The organism is Alteromonas sp. 1_MG-2023 (genome assembly GCF_030547075.1).
GTDB lineage: Bacteria > Pseudomonadota > Gammaproteobacteria > Enterobacterales > Alteromonadaceae > Alteromonas.
In genome coordinates, this window is the sequence record NZ_JAUOQH010000001.1 from 343802 (window position 1) to 362523 (window position 18722).

General features: G+C 43.5%; 15 protein-coding genes and 1 riboswitch. Of the genes, 6 read left to right on the top strand and 9 right to left on the bottom strand.

The genetic code is table 11. The features are described 5' to 3' along the window. Nucleotides 1-95: 95 nt before the first annotated feature. Nucleotides 96-1856 carry an acyl-CoA dehydrogenase family protein gene (locus Q4561_RS01450; protein WP_303456930.1) on the top strand — a complete coding sequence of 587 codons (1761 nt, stop codon included), beginning with the start codon at nucleotides 96-98 and terminating at the stop codon, nucleotides 1854-1856. Between the two features lie 120 nt (nucleotides 1857-1976). Here Q4561_RS01450 and Q4561_RS01455 read toward each other — a convergent pair whose 3' ends face one another. After that, complete coding sequence (locus Q4561_RS01455) at nucleotides 1977-2522, bottom strand: DUF3016 domain-containing protein (protein ID WP_303456933.1); 546 nt, start codon at nucleotides 2520-2522, stop codon at nucleotides 1977-1979. A gap of 350 nt (nucleotides 2523-2872) precedes the next feature. Next, nucleotides 2873-3238, bottom strand: coding sequence for a hypothetical protein (locus Q4561_RS01460; RefSeq protein WP_303456936.1), 366 nt, complete (start codon nucleotides 3236-3238; stop codon nucleotides 2873-2875). Between the two features lie 319 nt (nucleotides 3239-3557). Between Q4561_RS01460 and ccoG the strand changes: the two genes are divergently transcribed. The 5 genes from ccoG (at nucleotide 3558) to Q4561_RS01485 (ending at nucleotide 9932) form a co-directional block, all read left to right on the top strand. Then, nucleotides 3558-4991, top strand: a complete 1434-nt coding sequence (gene ccoG / locus Q4561_RS01465; RefSeq protein WP_303456938.1) for a cytochrome c oxidase accessory protein CcoG — start codon at nucleotides 3558-3560, stop codon at nucleotides 4989-4991. Beyond that, nucleotides 4988-5959 (top strand): serine/threonine protein kinase, encoded by a 972-nt coding sequence (locus Q4561_RS01470; protein ID WP_303456940.1) that lies wholly within the window; start codon nucleotides 4988-4990, stop codon nucleotides 5957-5959. The genes ccoG and Q4561_RS01470 overlap by 4 nt, the downstream gene beginning before the upstream one ends. A 181-nt stretch (nucleotides 5960-6140) precedes the next feature. After that, nucleotides 6141-6354, top strand: a riboswitch (cobalamin riboswitch). Nucleotides 6355-6405: 51 nt separating this feature from the next. Continuing rightward, nucleotides 6406-8334: a TonB-dependent siderophore receptor gene (locus Q4561_RS01475; RefSeq protein WP_303456942.1), complete on the top strand. Its 1929-nt coding sequence runs from the start codon at nucleotides 6406-6408 to the stop codon at nucleotides 8332-8334. Nucleotides 8335-8578: 244 nt separating this feature from the next. Then, a complete protein-coding gene (locus Q4561_RS01480) occupies nucleotides 8579-9211 on the top strand; it encodes a thiol:disulfide interchange protein DsbA/DsbL (RefSeq protein ID WP_303456944.1) in 633 nt (210 codons plus the stop codon). A 118-nt stretch (nucleotides 9212-9329) separates the two neighbouring features. Then, the gene (locus Q4561_RS01485) at nucleotides 9330-9932 is read left to right on the top strand and encodes an HD family hydrolase (RefSeq protein ID WP_303456946.1); all 603 of its coding nucleotides are present in this window, start codon (nucleotides 9330-9332) and stop codon (nucleotides 9930-9932) included. A 129-nt stretch (nucleotides 9933-10061) separates the two neighbouring features. Here the strand turns inward: Q4561_RS01485 and Q4561_RS01490 are convergent, their stop codons facing one another. The 7 genes from Q4561_RS01490 to cobA all read right to left on the bottom strand — a co-directional run bounded on the left by Q4561_RS01490 (nucleotide 10062) and on the right by cobA (nucleotide 18710). Next, nucleotides 10062-11318 (bottom strand): alginate export family protein, encoded by a 1257-nt coding sequence (locus Q4561_RS01490; RefSeq protein ID WP_303456949.1) that lies wholly within the window; start codon nucleotides 11316-11318, stop codon nucleotides 10062-10064. Nucleotides 11319-11495: 177 nt separating this feature from the next. Next, nucleotides 11496-12362, bottom strand: a complete 867-nt coding sequence (locus Q4561_RS01495) for an ABC transporter ATP-binding protein (protein WP_303456952.1) — start codon at nucleotides 12360-12362, stop codon at nucleotides 11496-11498. A 16-nt stretch (nucleotides 12363-12378) separates the two neighbouring features. Further along, on the bottom strand, nucleotides 12379-13374 hold the full coding sequence (locus Q4561_RS01500) for an ABC transporter permease (RefSeq protein WP_303456955.1): 996 nt from the start codon (nucleotides 13372-13374) through the stop codon (nucleotides 12379-12381). 36 nt (nucleotides 13375-13410) lie between these two features. Continuing rightward, nucleotides 13411-14826, bottom strand: a complete 1416-nt coding sequence (locus tag Q4561_RS01505; protein ID WP_303456958.1) for a CmpA/NrtA family ABC transporter substrate-binding protein — start codon at nucleotides 14824-14826, stop codon at nucleotides 13411-13413. A 478-nt stretch (nucleotides 14827-15304) separates the two neighbouring features. After that, entirely contained in the window at nucleotides 15305-16621 is a 1317-nt protein-coding gene (locus Q4561_RS01510; RefSeq protein WP_303456961.1) for a methyl-accepting chemotaxis protein, read from the bottom strand. Nucleotides 16622-16831: 210 nt separating this feature from the next. Further along, the gene (locus tag Q4561_RS01515) at nucleotides 16832-17827 is read right to left on the bottom strand and encodes a glycosyl transferase family protein (RefSeq protein ID WP_303456964.1); all 996 of its coding nucleotides are present in this window, start codon (nucleotides 17825-17827) and stop codon (nucleotides 16832-16834) included. Continuing rightward, nucleotides 17811-18710 carry a uroporphyrinogen-III C-methyltransferase gene (gene cobA, locus Q4561_RS01520; protein WP_303456967.1) on the bottom strand — a complete coding sequence of 300 codons (900 nt, stop codon included), beginning with the start codon at nucleotides 18708-18710 and terminating at the stop codon, nucleotides 17811-17813. The genes Q4561_RS01515 and cobA overlap by 17 nt, the downstream gene beginning before the upstream one ends. Nucleotides 18711-18722 lie beyond the last annotated feature (12 nt).

Sequence of the window (18722 nt, forward strand, 5' to 3'; positions counted from 1 at the left end):
TTTTCATTAACTTTCCCTTAACGGGCTACTCTGACTATGCTTTTTGTGTCTATAATGTGGAAAATTAAAACACTTGTTTGAAAAGGGAGTTATCCATGCCTCTGTACCACGCCCCTACTACCGATTTTCAGTTTTTACTTAAAGACTGGTTAGGCCTAGATGCCCATTACGAAAAATTAGGAATCAGTGATTTTGATAGCGAACTGGCCAACGAGATTATTTCTCAAGGCGCAAAGTTTGCCATTGATGTTGTTGCGCCATTAAACCGTGAAGGTGATGAAGAAGGCTGTAAGCTTGAAGATGGTAAAATTACTACGCCTAAAGGCTTTGCTGATGCCTATCAAGAATACGTAGCTAATGGCTGGAATGCCATGTTAGGTACGGCTGAATATGATGGCCAAGAACTTCCTTACACTATGGCCGTGCCTGTACATGAAATGCTAAACGCAGCAAATTTAAGCTGGCGTTTAACGACTATGCTGACAGAAAGTGCCACCCTAGCGGTGACTAAACATGCTAGTAAGGAATTAAAAGACAAGTATCTCGCTAAACTCATCAGTGGTGAGTGGACAGGTACAATGAACTTAACCGAACCTCATGCAGGTACCGACCTTAGCTTACTTAGCACTAAAGCTGAACCTCAAGGTGATGGTACCTACAAAGTGACAGGTAATAAAATCTTTATTACTGCTGGCGATCAAGACTGGAGCAGCAATGTTATTCACTTGGTACTTGCTCGCTTACCAGATGCCCCTAAAGGCGTAAAAGGCATTAGCTTGTTTTTAGTGCCTAAACTTATGCTTGATGAAAACAACGAGCCAGGTGAAGCAAACGCTTTGTCTGTGGGCAGTATTGAACACAAGATGGGTATTAAAGCGAGCCCGACTTGCGTGATGAACTTCGATGACGCCACAGGTTGGCTAGTGGGTGAAGAAAATCAGGGCTTAGCTTGTATGTTCACCATGATGAACGACGCACGCTTCCAAGTTGGTTTACAAGGTTTAGGGGCTGCTGAAGCTTCTTACCAAGGTGCACTTACTTATGCTCGTGAACGCGTTCAGTCTCGCGCGCCACAGGGCATTCAAAACCCTGAAGGCAAAGCCGATCCAATTGTATTTCAGCCAGATGTCGCACGTATGCTACTTACACAAAAATCGCAAATTGAAGGTAGCCGTGCATTGTCTTTGCTGTATGCAAAGTTCATGGATATTGAAAAGCTAGGCACTGACGAAGAAAAAGAAAACGCAGATAAGGTCTTGCAGTTCCTTACGCCTATTTGCAAAGCCTACATGACAGATATGGGCCTTGAAACCACCAGCATTGGTGTACAAGTCTTTGGTGGTCACGGCTTTATTCGTGAATGGGGCATGGAGCAGCTAATGCGTGATGTACGTATTGCCATGCTTTATGAAGGCACCAATGGTATTCAAGCATTAGATTTAATTGGCCGTAAATTAACCCGTGATGGCGGGCAAATGATGGAAGCTACTTATCAAGCATTTGCAGAGTTGGTTGCTGATATCAGCGATGCTGAAAACAAAGGGCTAGCTCAAGGTTTACTTGACGACTGGCGTGCTTCATCGGCTGATTGCTTGGCTATGGATAGCACCACTGCAGCGGCAGCTGCAGCAGATTATTTAGCTTACTCCGCGTACTCGCTAATTGGTGTGCTTTGGTACAGCATGGCTGATAAAGCAGCAAGTAGTGACAACGCTGTGCTGGCTTCTTCTAAGCAGAAAACTCGCGACTTTTATATGCAACGTATATTGCCTCGTCGCAATGCGCATAAACAAGCGTATTCAGCAGGCTACGAAAGCACGTTGGCTGTATCTGGCAGTGAGTTTGATTACATCTAACCTTGCCACGTGCAACGCTAAATCTTTTTAAATACGGTTTAGCGTTGTTTATGTGGATACAAAAATGCCGTTAAACATTAAATGTTTAACGGCATTTTTTATTATTAAATAAATTAGCCACTAATTATTAGATGCTAAACTTTCAGCAAACGTATCGTTAAACCAATTTTCAATCATATTTTTTTCGTAAAGCAGTCTGTCATTGATTGAGCGACGTTTAATCGTATTCATGAAGTTCAAATCTTTAATTTTGACATCTTCTTTTTTTAACTCGACGCTATTCTCATCCAACAGCACATAGGAAAATTCCATTCTAGGGATGTCAATTTCCTTAATTACACGAATGTCAGCTGCAGATTGCCCTAAGCCAACAAACGAAGCCGGCCAAACTTGACCCGCCAAATCTAAATCAGTCACTGTAACGGACAGTTTTTGGTTTTCAGGGAGTTTTGCAGCGAGCTCTGTGAAAAAACCATCAAGCTCTTTAAAAGTACGTTCTCTAAAGCGAGTGCGAGAATCATTTGCTGGCCTCACATCTCGATAAGACTTAGGTTCTTCCCAGTTAACTTCGACTTGCGCGGCTTGCACTAGGCCCGAGATCCCTAAGCTTGCTAACACGACTGGAACCAAGCTCATGGATTTGATATTTGATGTGATAATTTTCATGAAACCTCCTGCCTACATTAAAATTAACCGGTAACAATCCACTGACAAATTGAGAAGACGGTAAATTTAGCCAAATTGTACTTAGCTACAAGTTTTACTTAACAAAATATGGTTCGAAAAAATGTCTATTTTGCTATCACTAGCACAACCTTGTGCTCAATAATAGCACAGGTACCTGAACCTAAAGTGAATAGGTTGCAAACCAATGAGGTCTATAACACTAAGAAGTAAAACGCTCAGGGCTGTAGTAACGCTCAGGGCTGTTATTTCGCTCAAGGCTGTTTATCGCTCAGATCGCTCAGGGCTGTAAATGAACGAGCCTAGAGGAAGCATTGTGGATGCTCGGTAGACTAGGTTTCGGTAGACAAGAGCTTAGATTGTTCGATAAGAGAACATAGCTGCTTACGCTTACCATGTGTAAAATTAGGGTTAATGTCGGTTGTTTCACAATAGCCAACATGGAATCGCATTACGCTTGTGCGACTTGCTAGAATTTTCTCTAAGTAATTTACCTCAAACTCTTTAAGAGGCGAAAGTTGTGAATTCGTTCGTTCTCTTAGCTGGTCTAGTTCACGGTGCTCAGGAAGTTCTGAGATTGAAACAAACCATTGTGAAACAGTGCTTTGTACATCTGAAAAAAAGTACTGCACAAACGAAGAGCGTAGCACAATTATCAATAATACGATTTCAGCAAAGATTATAAAGAAACGAAGCATTTTAAAATTCCATTACAAATACATTAGTTCAAACAGCACGGCCGTCATTGGCCAAAGACAAGCAACAGTTTCTTTACCAAAATCAGCAAGATAATTGCCTGTACAAATTTCAGACTGTATTAAAAACTATTTTGCCCATAGTAGTCAACTAGCTTTAAGTAAAGATTAAATTAACAATTTAATTTTCTGAACTTTCAGTATTGACTGAAAGATAAATAAAGCTGATCATATGCACTATCATTGATCTAAGTTAAACACGCTAAAATATCAGCTGTTATAATGCGCCGCGCAGTAAAAGAAGTTGGCTAAGGTTTAAAATATGAACGAACAAATTCCAGTGAAAAACGTTACCCCAGTAAAGGTTCACAAACCTGCATCCACCACTGAAGGGAAGCGATACGATTCGCGTAGTCGAATTTACGTTCGTGCAGTAAAAGGTCCACTGGAAACATTCAGGCGCTTTTTCGGTTTGTTTTTTCTTGCTATTTTTGCCGCTATTCCGTGGTTGAGATTTAATGGTCAGCAAGCAGTGCTACTCGATATTGTAGAGCAGCGCTTTTCTATTTTCGGGTTAACGTTATGGCCACAGGATTTAACCTTACTGGCCTATATTTTTATCGTGGGCGCATTTGCGCTATTTTTTGTAACCACGTTTGCAGGCAGAGTATGGTGTGGCTTTATGTGCCCTCAAACCACCTGGGTATACATTTACACCTGGTTCGAAGAGAAGATAGAAGGCCCTAGAAATAAACGAATAAAGCTCGACGGTAGAAAGATGGATACCGACAAGTTTGTACGCAAAACCCTGAAACATTCAGCCTGGGTTGCCGTTGCATTACTGACTGGGCTGACATTTGTAGGTTACTTCACGCCTATCGGCCCCCTCTTCATCGACTTCTTTACATTTAACACCAGCTTCTGGGCAGCATTTTCAGTGCTCTTTTTTGCGGTATGTACCTACGCAAACGCAGGTTACATGCGTGAAATAATGTGTACCCATATTTGCCCTTACGCACGCTTTCAATCTGCTATGTTCGATAAAGATACCTTCACCGTATCTTATGATGCGAAACGAGGCGAGCAACGAGGCCCTCGCCCCCGTAAACTTAGCCATGAGGCGGTTCACGAGAAAGGTTTAGGTGACTGTATTGACTGTAATTTATGCGTACAGGTTTGTCCTACCGGTATTGATATTCGCAACGGCTTACAATATGAATGCATCAACTGCGGCGCATGCGTAGATGCATGTAACGGCGTAATGGATAAAATGAACTACCCTAAAGGCCTAATTAGCTTCACCTCTGAAGAAGAGTTAGCAGGGGGTAAAACTCATATTGTACGGCCTAAGCTTATTGGCTACCTTCTCGTTCTTATTGTAATGGTAGGGCTATTAGTGGCCGATATCGCCACACGCGTTCCCCTTGAGATTGATATTATTCGCGATCGTAACTCGTTATACCGTGAAACCAATGAAGGGTTAATTGAGAACGTTTATACCATTAAGGTATTGAATAAATCTCAACAAACTCATACCTATACTATCTCTGTACAAGGGTTGCCTGAGTATACCTTTATTGGCAATCAAGAAGTCACCGTAAGTGGTGGTGAGGTTTACAGCACGCCGATTTCGGTTGCAACCGACCCGTATAATCTGGAAGATGTGGTAACAGAAATTCAATTCACCGTTACCACTACCACAAATACTGGTGAAGAAGTGACGGTCAATGAGCCAACCAAATTCCTTTATCGATGAAAGACTTTTCGTTTTCTGGATTAGATCCAGACACCATATTAGATGCCCTGGAAACTCAGGGCATTTTTCTTCAAAGCGGCTTACTAGCACTAAACAGCTACGAAAATCGGGTTTACCAATTTCAGGCCGATGACAACAAACGCTATGTGGTTAAGTTTTATCGCCCTGCCCGCTGGACTGATGCGCAAATTTTAGAGGAACATAGTTTCGCTAAAGAACTCGCAGACAGTGAAATTCCCATTGTGGCGCCCCTAGCGTTAAATGGAAAAACACTACATCACCATGGCGATTACCGCTTCACGGTTTTCCCTTCAGTGGGCGGTAGACAATTTGAGAACGACAACTTAGATCAACTTGAATGGATGGGGCGCTTTATTGGTCGTATTCACCGCGTGTCTCAAGCAAAGACATTTGAACAACGCCCTGATATTGATATTCAAAGCTACTTAGATGAACCTCGTCAGGTGCTTGAAAATAGTACCTTGCTTCCAGATCATCTTAAAACCGCCTTCTTTGCTATTTTGAACCCCGTTATTACGGCGGCGTCGTCTGCTTATAAAGCCACTGACGTTATACGATTGCACGGCGATTGCCACCCAGGAAATATCCTTTGGCGCGATGGCCCAACCTTTGTTGATTTAGATGACTGCAGAATGGGTCCTGCCATTCAAGATTTGTGGATGATGCTAAGCGGTGATAGGCAGCAACAATTGTTGCAACTTGATACGTTAATTGAAGCTTATGAAGAATTCCAGCCATTTAATAGTAACCAACTTGCGTTAATTGAACCCCTTCGTGCCATGCGAATGGTGCACTATATGGCTTGGTTATCTCGCCGCTGGGAAGACCCTGCTTTCCCGAGAGCCTTTCCCTGGTTTGCCGATGGTAAATATTGGGAAGGTCAAATATTGGCTTTAAAAGAGCAACTTTCAGCGATGCAAGAAGCCCCCTTAAAGCTTGGGTACTAGTTCAGGTACTAATTCCGGTATTTGACCGGATATTTAATCGTATTTTGACTAGGTCTTGAGGTCGGGTTTTACTTAGATTTAGGCTTGCATCTAGGTTTGGGCTTCGGCTTAGGCTCGGATTTACGCTCATATATTAGCCTACCTTCATTTATCCTTCTCGCAATTGATTAGGCACTTAAGCTATACTCTTCCGCGCTTAGGTGCCCCCTTAAGGGTTAAACGGGAAATCAGTGCAATCTGATGCTGCCCCCGCAACGGTAAACTCAGTGTGAACACACACATTCTTAAATTTACGCCACTGTGTCTTAGCTATTTTTAGCAACATGGGAAGGCTGAGAAACCATATTTTTCATGGTGAGTGAGCCCGGATACCGGCCTAGCTTCACGGCAGTTATTCTGCTTACATTCACCCTTGTACTCGGGCGGAGTACATAGCGAGAAACACAATGAAATTTCAAACACACTTTACCTGCACTGCAGTTTGCGCTGCCGTGGCGACACTTCTATCTGCGCCGGTTTTGGCTCAAACCCCTGACACTATTGAAACACTCACCGTTACTGGTACTCGCTTACCTGTACAACTGGCTAAGCTTCCTGCTTCAGTTAGCGTACTTACCGAGGAAGATATTCAAGCTTCTGGGGCAGTGCAATTAACCGAACTCATTCGCGGATTGCCTGGCGTAAGCCTCTCTCAATCAGGCAGCCCTGGCGGTCTTACTGAACTACGAGTTCGGGGCAGTGAAAGTAATCATTTACTTGTGCTCATCGATGGCGTGGTATCTAACGATATAGGCCAAGGAAGTTTAATTGATTTAGCACATTTAACCTCTGCCAATGTAGTACGCATCGAATTACTACGTGGCCCGCAAAGTGCCCTTTGGGGAAGCGGCGCGGTAGGTGGCGTATTAAGTATTACCACTAAAGCCGGTGAAGGAACTACAGAAAAGCCTAGCCTGAATGTAAGCGCAGGAATAGGTACACAAGGTACTTATCAAGGTAGCATTAATGCCGCTACCCGAAATGGCGACGTAACCGTACGCACGTATGCGAACTATCTAAAAACCGATGGCGATAATATTTCCCGCACCGGCAACGAAGATGACGGTTATGACAACATGACCGCAGGCATAAACGTTGATTATGCAGTAGCAGAAGCTCACACATTAAGTGCTAAATTCCGCAGCACCCATTACGAAAACGATTACGATGGGACTGATTATGTCACAACTGGCCTGCCAACTGATGCAGATAATGTCACCGACGGCAGTCAGATTAGTACTAAACTAGCCTGGCGTTATGCCCCAAGCACATCAGATTACGCCTCTACCCTCGCTTTCGATTACCGCAAAGATGAAAACGACAACACCACTTCGGGCGTCGATGCAGGTGGCACCACGGGTGAGCGCTTAGCCCTAAACTGGACAAATTTTTACAACTTTGATAACTGGCAAGTAGCGGGCGGTGCTGAATATTTGCAGCGTTTATTTGAACAGCGTGGCCCTGTTGTGTTTGGCGATCCTAATCAAAAGCAACACGACAACACCACCAGTTTGTTTGGTGAAGCCACAGGCGACCTTGTTGACAATGTTTTTGCTACATTAAGCGCCCGCTTCGACAACAACAGTGAATTTGACGATGCCGTAAGCTACCGTGCTGGCTTAAACTGGCAAGTAACTAAGACTTATGCGTTGTTTTCAAGCTACGGTAAAGCGATTAAAACCCCTACCTTCACAGAAAGATTTGGCTATTACCCTCAAAGCTTTATAGGAAATCCAGACTTAGTGCCGGAAGAAAGTGAAGAGTGGGAAGTAGGTGTTAAAGCGAACTGGGATTCGGTAACGGCACAAGTTAGTGGCTATACCGCAGACCTCGAAGATGAAATTAATGGTTTCGTTTATGACACTACTCAAGGGGTATATACCGCTGCCAACGCTAACGGTGAAAGCAGCCGTGACGGCGTTGACGTAGAAGTAAAGTGGCTTGCTTCTTTCGCCAAAATTTCAGCTTCATATAGCTATTTAGATGCTGATCAAGTGAGCTATGGGGTAACCAGTACCGAGCTTCGCCGCGCACGCCATCAAGGTGCTGTGTCTGTGCAATCTGATTTAGGCACTGAAAAATTCAGCCTTTATGCCAAACTGGCTTATACGGGAACCCGTTACGACACCTATTATCCTCCATACCCAGCATCAGCAGAAACCTTAGGGCTTTCGGCTTACACTCTTGCTTCAGTTAATCTTGGCTATCAAGTGTCTGATCAGTGGGCGTTATCGCTGAAAGTAAATAACCTATTTGATACCGATTATGAAGATATTGTGGGATATGCGGGTCAAGAACGTCGCGCAGTGCTGTCTGTTAGTTATAGCTACTTATAAGATACGTGTCACCCACGTTTAAGGTATAGCTGACGGTAAGTGAAAACGGCTAAGATCAGTTGCCATTTCATCTACCGCCTGTACTTTATGTTCGCTTCTTCACCTGAAGAAGCGAAACTTTCCGCTCTTTTATCATCCATTCGTTGCATTTTTCCGCTCGCTTGTCGCGTAAACTAGTGCCCAATAAAAGCCTGTGGTAACCTCAGCATTGATAGATAGATTTGAAATCAAAGGATTCAATTACATGAAGAAGTTTGCAGTATTGTTTGTAATGGCAATGCTTTTGCCATTAACCGCATGCGCACAAGAAGGTGCAGCTAAGTGGAAAGAAGGTACCCATTACACGGTATTAGACGAAGAAGCGACCAAGAAGCCGGTTATTACCGAGTACTTCTCTTTCTGGTGCCCACATTGCTTCCAGTTTGAGCCAATTGTAAAACAGATTAAAGAGAAAAAAGGCGAGAACACCAAGTTTGAAAAAGTGCACGTGAACTTTATGCGCTTTACTGGCCCTGATGTGCAAGATGCAGCCACTCACGCCATGTTAATTGCCCGTGCGATGAAGCAAGAAGACGCGATGAACACAGCTGTGTTTAACTACATTCATAAGCAACGTGCAACCATTACCAACCTTAAAGACTTACGAAACATCTTTGTGGTAAACGGCGTAGATGGTGCTGAGTTTGATAAGTTGTCTACCAGCTTTGGTGTGAACAACATGATTCGCAAAAACCAGCAGTTAATCGACAAGAACCGTGACTATCTAAGTGGCGTACCAAGCTTTATTATCAATGGTAAATATCAGCCTAAATTTACTTCTGAAATGACGTTTGATGATATTGCTGACCTTATTGTTTGGTTGTCTGAGCAAAAGTAATTAGCCTATATAGTTGAGCTAGGCGTCAATAAGCCTACTTCAATGCAAATTTAATGGGCCTTTGCGGTAATCGCTAAGGCCCATTTTTATTTTTTAATGCGTAAAGCCGGAGCTATTAATGTCGTTTTCACCAGAAGATTTCAGTGCCTTTATATGCGAATTAGACCAACTTAAAAGTGTTAAGCGGCAGATTACTCTACCTTGTGATGGTGACCGTCAGGAGAACTCTGCTGAACACAGTTGGCATGTAGCATTAATGGCAAGTTCCATTGCACATTACGCTGAAAAGCCAATAGATATTGCTCGCGTTATTCGCATGATACTCATTCATGATGTAGTAGAAATAGACGCTGGCGACTTATTTGCTTTTAACGAAGCGGCGGAACACGACGCACAAGCAAAAAAAGAGCTTGATGCCGCTAAGCGAATTTTTGGGCTACTACCTGCCCCTTATGCCGATGAATTGTTGTCGTTATGGCTAGAGTTCGAAGAAGCTAAAACGCCAGATGCAGAATTTGCAAAAGCGATGGACCGTGTGCTTCCCGTTTTCCAAAATATGCAAAACCAAGGTGGCAGTTGGAACAAACATGCTGTGACCAGAGATAAGATAGAAAAACGTAACCTTCACTTGAAGCATTGCGCGCCTAAGTTATGGGATTATGTTACTCGACAATTAGATACTGCCGTTGAAAATGGCTGGTTACTCCCTGCGAAAGACTAGAACAAATAACTATTTTCAAGCTAATACGCCCAGCATTTATTAGTTAGCAGTAACAAAAAAGGTTCTAAGGAAGATTTCCATAGAACCTTTTTTATTTAGGGCTTTAGTCACTAAGTTTTGGGCGCACGCCTAAAAACGCGTGCCTACCCATACCCACAATTTATTGGCATCAACTTTAATATCACCGGCTGAATAGCTTCCGTACTTAGCACCTAATGTCACCTTATCCTTTACTTTGGTGACGTACTGCACGTTGATTTCACTCCCCAAGTCATCTACTTCAGCAGACGCGTCATCGGCACTAAAATCATGGTAAGCCAAAAGCCATTTGCCCCCACCTAGTTTGCCCGATAGTGAAACATTAATATCTTGTAGCCCCTGCGCAGGCGTAGCTAAGAATTGGTCCGTCCAACCGTTAAACTTGTGCAGCGTTGCAAGGGGGGTTGCAAAACCATACGCGCCATCGTCAGAGCCCAGCACTTCGTAATCAATTTTAGCGGTTATACCAGAAATAGTGGCCGCTAGGTTCGCGTTTATGTAACTGGCATCATAATCGGTAGCCGTTTCGCCAGAGCCTGACTCACTGCTTTGGGTCGCAAATTCAGCACCATAAGCCCAGTTAACCGTTTCGCCTTTCATGCTACCGCTATAACGGATACCATAAGTATCAAGGGCGTTATCAATGTCATTATCTATTTCGAGTAGGTAACCGTAGGCAGTGAATTTACCCACCGCAGTTTTAAAGCTAGCGTTGAATACATGATCTTTTGAATCAAAGTCAGCGGCTTCTGCAAAAATACGGTTGCGCTGAGTTAAATACCCGTAGAAGAAATTCACTTTTTCATTAAGGGCATAGGTAGCGGTTACACCGTCGAAGGTTTGCCTATCTTGACGCCATCCAACGTGTCCAACAAAACGATGATTATCAAGGGCGATAACTTGTCTACCCCCCTTCAATGTTAACTTTTCATTTTTATACTGAATGAAGGCCTGGTCTACTTCAGTGGTTTCAGGATCTGCAATAACTGAATACTCACCTACGTTGTACCCTGTAGGCCCTACCGTGTAATCGCCTTGGCCCATCACAATGCGGCTATCTTCTACTTCTGCGGTAAAAGAGAAGCCATTTAATGTACCCGATTTAAAACCCAATCGAGTACGCAGCGTTAAAGCACTGGCGTCATCAACGGCATTATCTTGATCTACTGATTCATAACGTAAATTTAAGTCAGCCCACGCTGATGCTTCGCTTAGAACATCGTGCCAGCTTTCTGCAAACGATGGTGCACTAAAACACGCTAATAAGGCGGTAGTGATAGTGGCTTGAGCAAAGCGCTTGTGTGTTTTTAACTGCGCGACTGATTGTTTCGTTACCTGCGTATTCATGTGCGTTCCCTTGTTATCAACTTTATAAACTTCTTAACGTTTAATGATTAGCGTTCTTATTGACGATTTTTAAGTAAGGGGCTCCCTCCCAGTGAAAACTGGGATAAGCACCTAAGCGGTTAAATCGGATTAAGCTCTATATAGCGCCGAGTTGTGTATTAGCGAATTTCACCTAACTCACGCTGCGTCGGATTTACTGTTCGCTTTTTTTGCAGAACCACCTCCGGCTTTACTAGATTTGATGTGGGAAGACACCGGTTCAATTTTTTTTTGCTTATCGTACAAGAAGGTAAGCACTTCATGCCGGTAATGATTATATTCAGGGTTATCTGCTAATTTGAGCCTATCTCGAGGCCTAGGCAGCTCAATATTAAGTATTTCGCCGATAGTGGCTGCTGGGCCGTTATTCATCATTACAATGCGATCAGATAGCAATACGGCTTCATCTACATCGTGGGTAATCATAATAACGGTATTGCCTAAGTCAGCATGAATCTCCATTAAGGAGTCTTGAAGATGTGCACGGGTTAGCGCATCTAGCGCCCCGAAGGGCTCATCCATGAGCAATACTTTTGGTTCCATAGCTAACGCGCGGGCGATACCAACACGCTGCTTCATACCACCTGATATTTCGCTAGGTAATTTATCTAGCGCATGAGTCATATGCACAAGCTCTAGGTTGTGCATGATCCAATCGCGCATCTCTTTTTTAGATTTTCCACGCATGGTGTGTTTTACCGCAAGCTCTACGTTTTTATACACGCTTAACCAAGGTAACAATGAGTGGTTTTGAAACACAACGGCACGTTCTGGCCCTGGTGTTTTCACTTCAGCACCGTCTAAAATGACACCGCCTGTAGTAGCTTGGTGTAAACCAGCCACAATATTCAGTACGGTAGATTTACCACAACCTGAGTGACCGATTAGCGAAACAAACTCACCTTTCGCAATTTTTAAATTAACATCAGTGAGTGCAGTAAACGGCCCTTTTGGTGTAGGGAAATCGATGCCTACTTGTTCTAGCTCCAAGTGTTTAGCTTGCATAATCTATTCTCCTTAATTACCGTAAAACGCTGGATTTGTCCCAGCTCACTGCACGCTGAACTGACAGCATGATTCTGTCTAATATAAAACCGATAGCACCTATGGTAAGCACTGCAACCATAATGCGCGCTAACGATTCAGAACTCCCGTTTTGAAATTCATCCCATACGAACTTTCCTAGTCCAGGATTTTGCGCCAGCATTTCAGCGGCAATCAATACCATCCAGCCTATGCCAAGAGATAATCTCAAACCGGTAAAGATCATAGGAATTGATGACGGCAGAATAATTTTTGTAAGGTGCGAAGTAGGCGTTAAACGTAATACTTTACTCACATTGAGCAAATCGGTATCAATGGCAGACACACCAACTGCGGTATTAATTAACGTAGGCCATAAACAGCATAGCGATACGGTTAGCGCAGAAGTAACGAATGACTTTGAAAACGTAGGGTCATCGCTAACATAAAGTGCGCTTACTACCATGGTGACCAAAGGTAACCATGCTAAGGGTGATACGGGCTTAAACAATTGTATAAGCGGATTGATGGCGGCGTAGGCAGATTTACTGAGCCCACATAGAATACCCACAGGTACCGCAATCACAGACGCAATAATGAACCCCACCATGACGGTGTAAAGACTAGTCCATATTTGGTCAAAGAAAGTTGGAGCACCAGTAAACTCACGAATTTTTGGTTCGTAGGTGGGATCTTGTGCTACCCGAGCGGCATTACGCTCTTCTTGCCGAGTGTAAAATGCGTCAGCGCTATCTCGCTGCGCACCGTGCTCAGTAATAAGGGAACCAGCTTGCTCCCATACTTGAGCAGGACCAGGAAATTGCCCTAGAGAAGTATCAATACTTTTAGCCACACCATTCCAAACAGCGAGGAACATCAAAAGTCCAATGAGTGGCAATAACAAAGCTGGCGCTCGGCTATAAACCGCTCCCATTGGGCCGCTCATTGGTGATTTGGCTGGCGAAAAGCTTAATATATTTGCCATCTTACTCATGTTGTTCTCCGCTAATTTAGGGTGACTATGAAACCGTTAAAGAACGGTTTCACCTTTTAGCCCAATACCAAACTGTTCAAGATACGCATTAGGCTTGCTGCCGTCGTACGTAACACCATCGATAAATTCAGATTGAGGTGGCTTAAAGCCGGTTTCAGTGGCAAACGCTGGGAAATCTGTTGCTTTAGCTTTGCCTTCGGCAATAAGTGCTTTTGCAGCCATAGCGTAAACTTCTGGTTTGTACACTTTACGGGCAGTTTCTTTATACCAATCGTCAGATTTAGGCTCTGAAATTTGTCCCCAACGACGCATTTGGGTTAAGTACCAAATCGCATCACTGTAGAACGGGTAGGTTGCGTTGTAGCGAAAGAATACGTTGAAATCTGGCACGTCACGTTTATCGCCTTTTTCGTATTCAAATGTGCCTGTCATGCTGTTGGCTAATACATCTTCATCTGCGCCAACATAGTTACTTTTGGCTAAGATTTTTACCGCTTCAGGACGGTTAGCATTGTCGTTTTCATCTAACCACATGGCTGCACGAATTAATGCTTTAACCACACGAATATGGGTATTAGGGTACTTTTCAGCCCACCCCTGGCTTACACCAAATACTTTCTCTGGGTTGTTTTTCCAAATTTCGTAATCGGTAATAACGGGTACACCAATACCTTTAAATACAGCTTGTTGATTCCATGGCTCGCCTACGCAATACCCATAGATAGTGCCGGCTTCCATGGTGGCTGGCATTTGAGGAGGGGGGGTAACTGATAGCAAAGCTTCAGCATCTATCTGCCCAGCATTATCACCTTTGTGCGGTGCATAGTAGCCTGGGTGAATACCACCAGCAGCAAGCCAGTATCGAAGCTCGTAGTTGTGTGTAGATACAGGAAAAACCATCCCCATATTAAACGGCTTACCCGCATCACGATATTCTTCAACGACAGGCTTTAAATAATCCGCTTTAATAGGGTGCACTGGTTTGCCATTTTCTACCGGAATATGGGCTTTCATTTTTTCCCATATTTCGTTTGAAACCGTGATGCCATTACCATTTAAATCCATACTGAACGCCGTCACAACATGTGCTTCAGTACCAAAACCAATGGTTGCGCCAAGAGGTTGCCCTGCCAGCATGTGAGCGCCATCAAGTTGACCGTCAATCGTTCTATCAAGCAAAACTTTCCAGTTTGCTTGCGCTTCCAGAGTCACGTACAAACCTTCGTCTTCAAAAAAGCCTTTTTCGTAGGCAATAGCTAATGGCGCCATATCGGTAAGCTTAATAAAGCCAAATTTTAATTCTTCTTTTTCAGGCCAACCTATCTTTTGCTCACTTTGTGCAGCAGCTAACGGCGAGCCTAAGGCGAAGGAAAGCGTCATCACAGTAGTTAATCCAACCGTAATCTTTTTCTTTAATTGTTTGAGCATTGAAACGTTCTTTAACATGGTCATTTATGTTTCCTTTAGCCAAAAAAAAACCCACCAGCGAAGACGAATTAACGTCGCGCTTGGTGGGCTTCGATGCCGAGCCTGTAATCATTTTAAAATGAGATACAGGCGAACTTATTGTTTGGGTGTTCTATTCTTACTAATAGTACTTAAAGTACTTTATTGTTTTGATGTAGCTTTAGTCTGTTACTGATTCTCATAAAGCAGGGTTCGTGCCAAAAACCTAAACAACTGAAATCACTGCATTTAGTAAAAATAGGATTCGTAAACATAACTTTGCATGAACAATAAGAGTGCGTTTATTGCACTAATAGTGTTCGATGTGAAGCATTCGCCGTGAAGCGGTCGATGAGAACATCTAATGAAAATACATTGAAGTGATGCGCATGATGTGAGGAAGAAATGCGTTTCTCCCTCACATTATAGGTATAATAGTAACGGTAGTTAATGAAACTGCTGCTAATGGGCAACTACACTTAAGTTAAAGCCGCTGAGTAAATTGTCCAATAGCATTAACCACTTCAGTCGCGCCATTTTGAATTTCGTTCATTACTTTACCCGACTCAGTTGAGTACTCCAAAGCTTCTCTTGCTTTATCTTGCCCAGCCTCGATGAGTTGTACGGCATTTTCAGTAAGTTTACTGTTTTCAACAACTACACTCACAATCTCCTCGGTTGCAGTACTAGTGCGTGATGCAAGTTGGCGCACTTCATCAGCCACTACAGCAAACCCCCTTCCTTGATCCCCCGCTCTCGCTGCCTCTATCGCCGCATTAAGGGCAAGTAGGTTAGTTTGGTCGGCAATACCGCTAATGCTTTTAACCAGGTCTGCGACTTTTTGCGACTGCTCATCAAGCTCTCGAATTCCCTCACTAGCCGTTCCCATTTGCGAGGTGAGTTCCCCCATGATACGCACCATACTGCCAACAACTTCCTTACCTTTTTGCGCCTGTTCGCCAGTGCCTTGGGATATACTAAATGCCACATTGGCCGCTTCGGAAATAGCAAATTGTTGCTCCATTTGCTCGGTTATTACGGTGGCAAATTTAACCACTTTATAAAGCGCACCTTGGTCGTTTCTTATTGGGTTATAAGATGCTTCCAACCATAAAGGATTACCTCGACTGTCTATACGCTTAAAACGATCTGAAAACATCTTGCCTTGCGAAAGATCGCTCCAAAACTGCTTGTATTCTGGCGTATCGACATCCTCCGCGGGGCAAAATATTTTGTGATGTTTACCCTGTATTTGCTCCATCGAATAGCCCACTGCGGAAAGGAAGTTATCGTTGGCCTTTAGAATTTTTCCCGTAAGATCAAACTCAATGACCGCGGTAGAGCGATTCAATGCCTCGAGCATATCGTTCATTTCACGGCTTCTATTAATATTTTTTGTTTGCTCTGCCATATACAGCGCAAATCGACCCACGCCGCCGCCTTCACTAATAATCGGCTGCAGTATGCCTCTGAACCAACGCTCTTCATCATTAGCATTACAAAGGCTAATGGCACCATGCCAATGTTGGGTTTGCTTAATTGCTTGAAGAAACTCTTTTGTTGCAGGCTGGCTCATTACCCCTTTTGGAATAATGCTTTCGAGTACCTTTCCCGATAGATGGTTCGAAGAATAACTCATAACATCGGAAAAGCTATCGTTAACCCTTGTTATCCTGCCGCCACTATCTAGCTCGACATAGATCATTTCGGCTCTGAGTTCGCTTTCTACCGTATGAAAAGAATCAACCTCTTTTCTTAATCGCTCCACTTCTTCTATCAATTGTTTATTTTTAAAAAACATCCCGTGATCCTCAACATTCGGGCATAACACCTCACTCGCCTCTACTGCTAAAAATGCTAGTGAGAAAACGTGAAGTACAACATTGTTATTAAATTCATTGACTGCTTTAAAGATAGCAGAGGATTTTCAAGTTACTTAATTATTGGAATAAAATGAGGAAAGGATAATGAGCGAAAACGAAAATAAGAAAGTGAAAGAACGCCCAATAACCTATTTAGGGCCAAAGGGCAGTGCTGTTTTGTTTCTTTGTGACCACATTTGCGTAGCCACTTCATTGGCTTTAGCAAAATCGTAATTTTCTAGCAGAATAAGATAACTCACCAAAGTAGCCTGAATAGCTTGCTCGCCGTAGAGATGAGTAGACTCTCCTCGCCAAAGCGCTAGCATATCGTTAACGTCCATTTGAGTATCTTTTAGCGCCATTTTGTCAGTGAGTTCAGGCAGGATGATTTCTTCGGTACTTCCGTTACGGGTGATATAAAGCTCTGTTTTGCGTTCGCTATTAACTTCAGGATCGCCGCCATCGCCGCGAAAACACAAGGCTTGAAAGGCCGGAAAACTTTCGTTTACTCGGCAATGCTTATGATCCAGATGCATATGGTAAACACCCTGAACACAATAAGGCGCTGAGGTTGGGTTTAGCAAACGTGCTAACGTATTCGCGCAGGAGCGTAACGCAAACACTTCCCTTAGTTTTATTAACGTATTTAATGCAGGAAGTAAGTGAGATAAATCCAAGTAGGTAGCGCCGTATTCATTCATTTGGTCAGACGCATCGGCGATGTTGCTGGCTTCTGGTAACCCTAAAGCCGGCAATGCTTTACTAGCGTATAATCTACCCGAACCTGGCTCATGGGCGCCGTGTAACATAATGGTGTAACCATTGTTGGCCAACACAGCGATAGATAGTAGGTACCATGGAAGCTGACGTCGCTTACCGGCATAACACCCAACATCTAACGTGGGCGTTAAATTAGCGAGTTCAGGTTCAAGCAATTCTCTGCACGCATCTACAAACCCAATCACTTCCTCAGGGGTTTCTTCTCGTGTACGTAACAACATTAAAAACGCGCCACGTTGGTCGCCAGTCACTTGATTAGACAGGACCATTTTCATCGATTCGTAAGCTTCTTGGCGGGTAAGACTGCGCCCCCCTTTCTGACCCTTGCCGATAATTTTTATGTAGTTGCTAAATTGCTGAGACATGCTGCTTATTATGTAAAAGTGAAGTATCTACCCATTGTCGAGACTCTATCACCTTTCCAAAAATAAGTAACGTAGGGCCACTCACATTCGCTTGAGATACCTGCTCACTAATTGAGTTTAAGGTACCTTCAATAACACGTTGCTGAGGGCTGGTTGCATTTTCTACCGCGGCAACCGGCCAATCATCGGCAATACCTTGTTTTTTTAGCTCTTCACATAACGTAGATAAGCGGCTCAACCCCATGTAAACCACCACTGTTTGAGAGGCTACATTTTTAGCTAACTGCACCATATCTGGCCATTTTTCTGGGTTTTGAAAATGAGCAGTAATAAAGCTAACCGCTTGTGCGCAGCGTCTATCAGTAAGGGGGATACCTGTGTAAGCTGACATGCCAGAGGCTGCAGTAATGCCAGGCACAATAGCGAATGGAATATTCGCCTGTGTAAGAGCGATTGTCTCTTCGCAAGTTCTTGCAAATAATGCAGGGTCGCCGCCTTTAAGACGCACTACACAAAGTCCTGCTTTTGCTAATTCAACTACTCTAGTACTAATATCTTGCTGTTTCATACTGTGTTTGCCACAGCGTTTGCCAACATACTCACGTTTCACATGGCGAGGAATTTCAGCAATAACATCTTCACCCACCAAGGCATCAAACAACACAATATCGGCTTGTTTTATTAGCCTAAGAGCTTTTAACGTAAGTAATTCAACATCACCTGGGCCTGCGCCAACAATATAGACTTTACCTTCACTTTCATTGGTCTTACGGTTTTTGTCGCCACCTAACAAACCACTGAAGAAACTTGTCTTAGGCTGACGAACAGGGTGCGATAAATTTTCGCGGAATAACAACTGAAATTTGTTAGCTAAAATGTTCATGGTAGTGTCTCC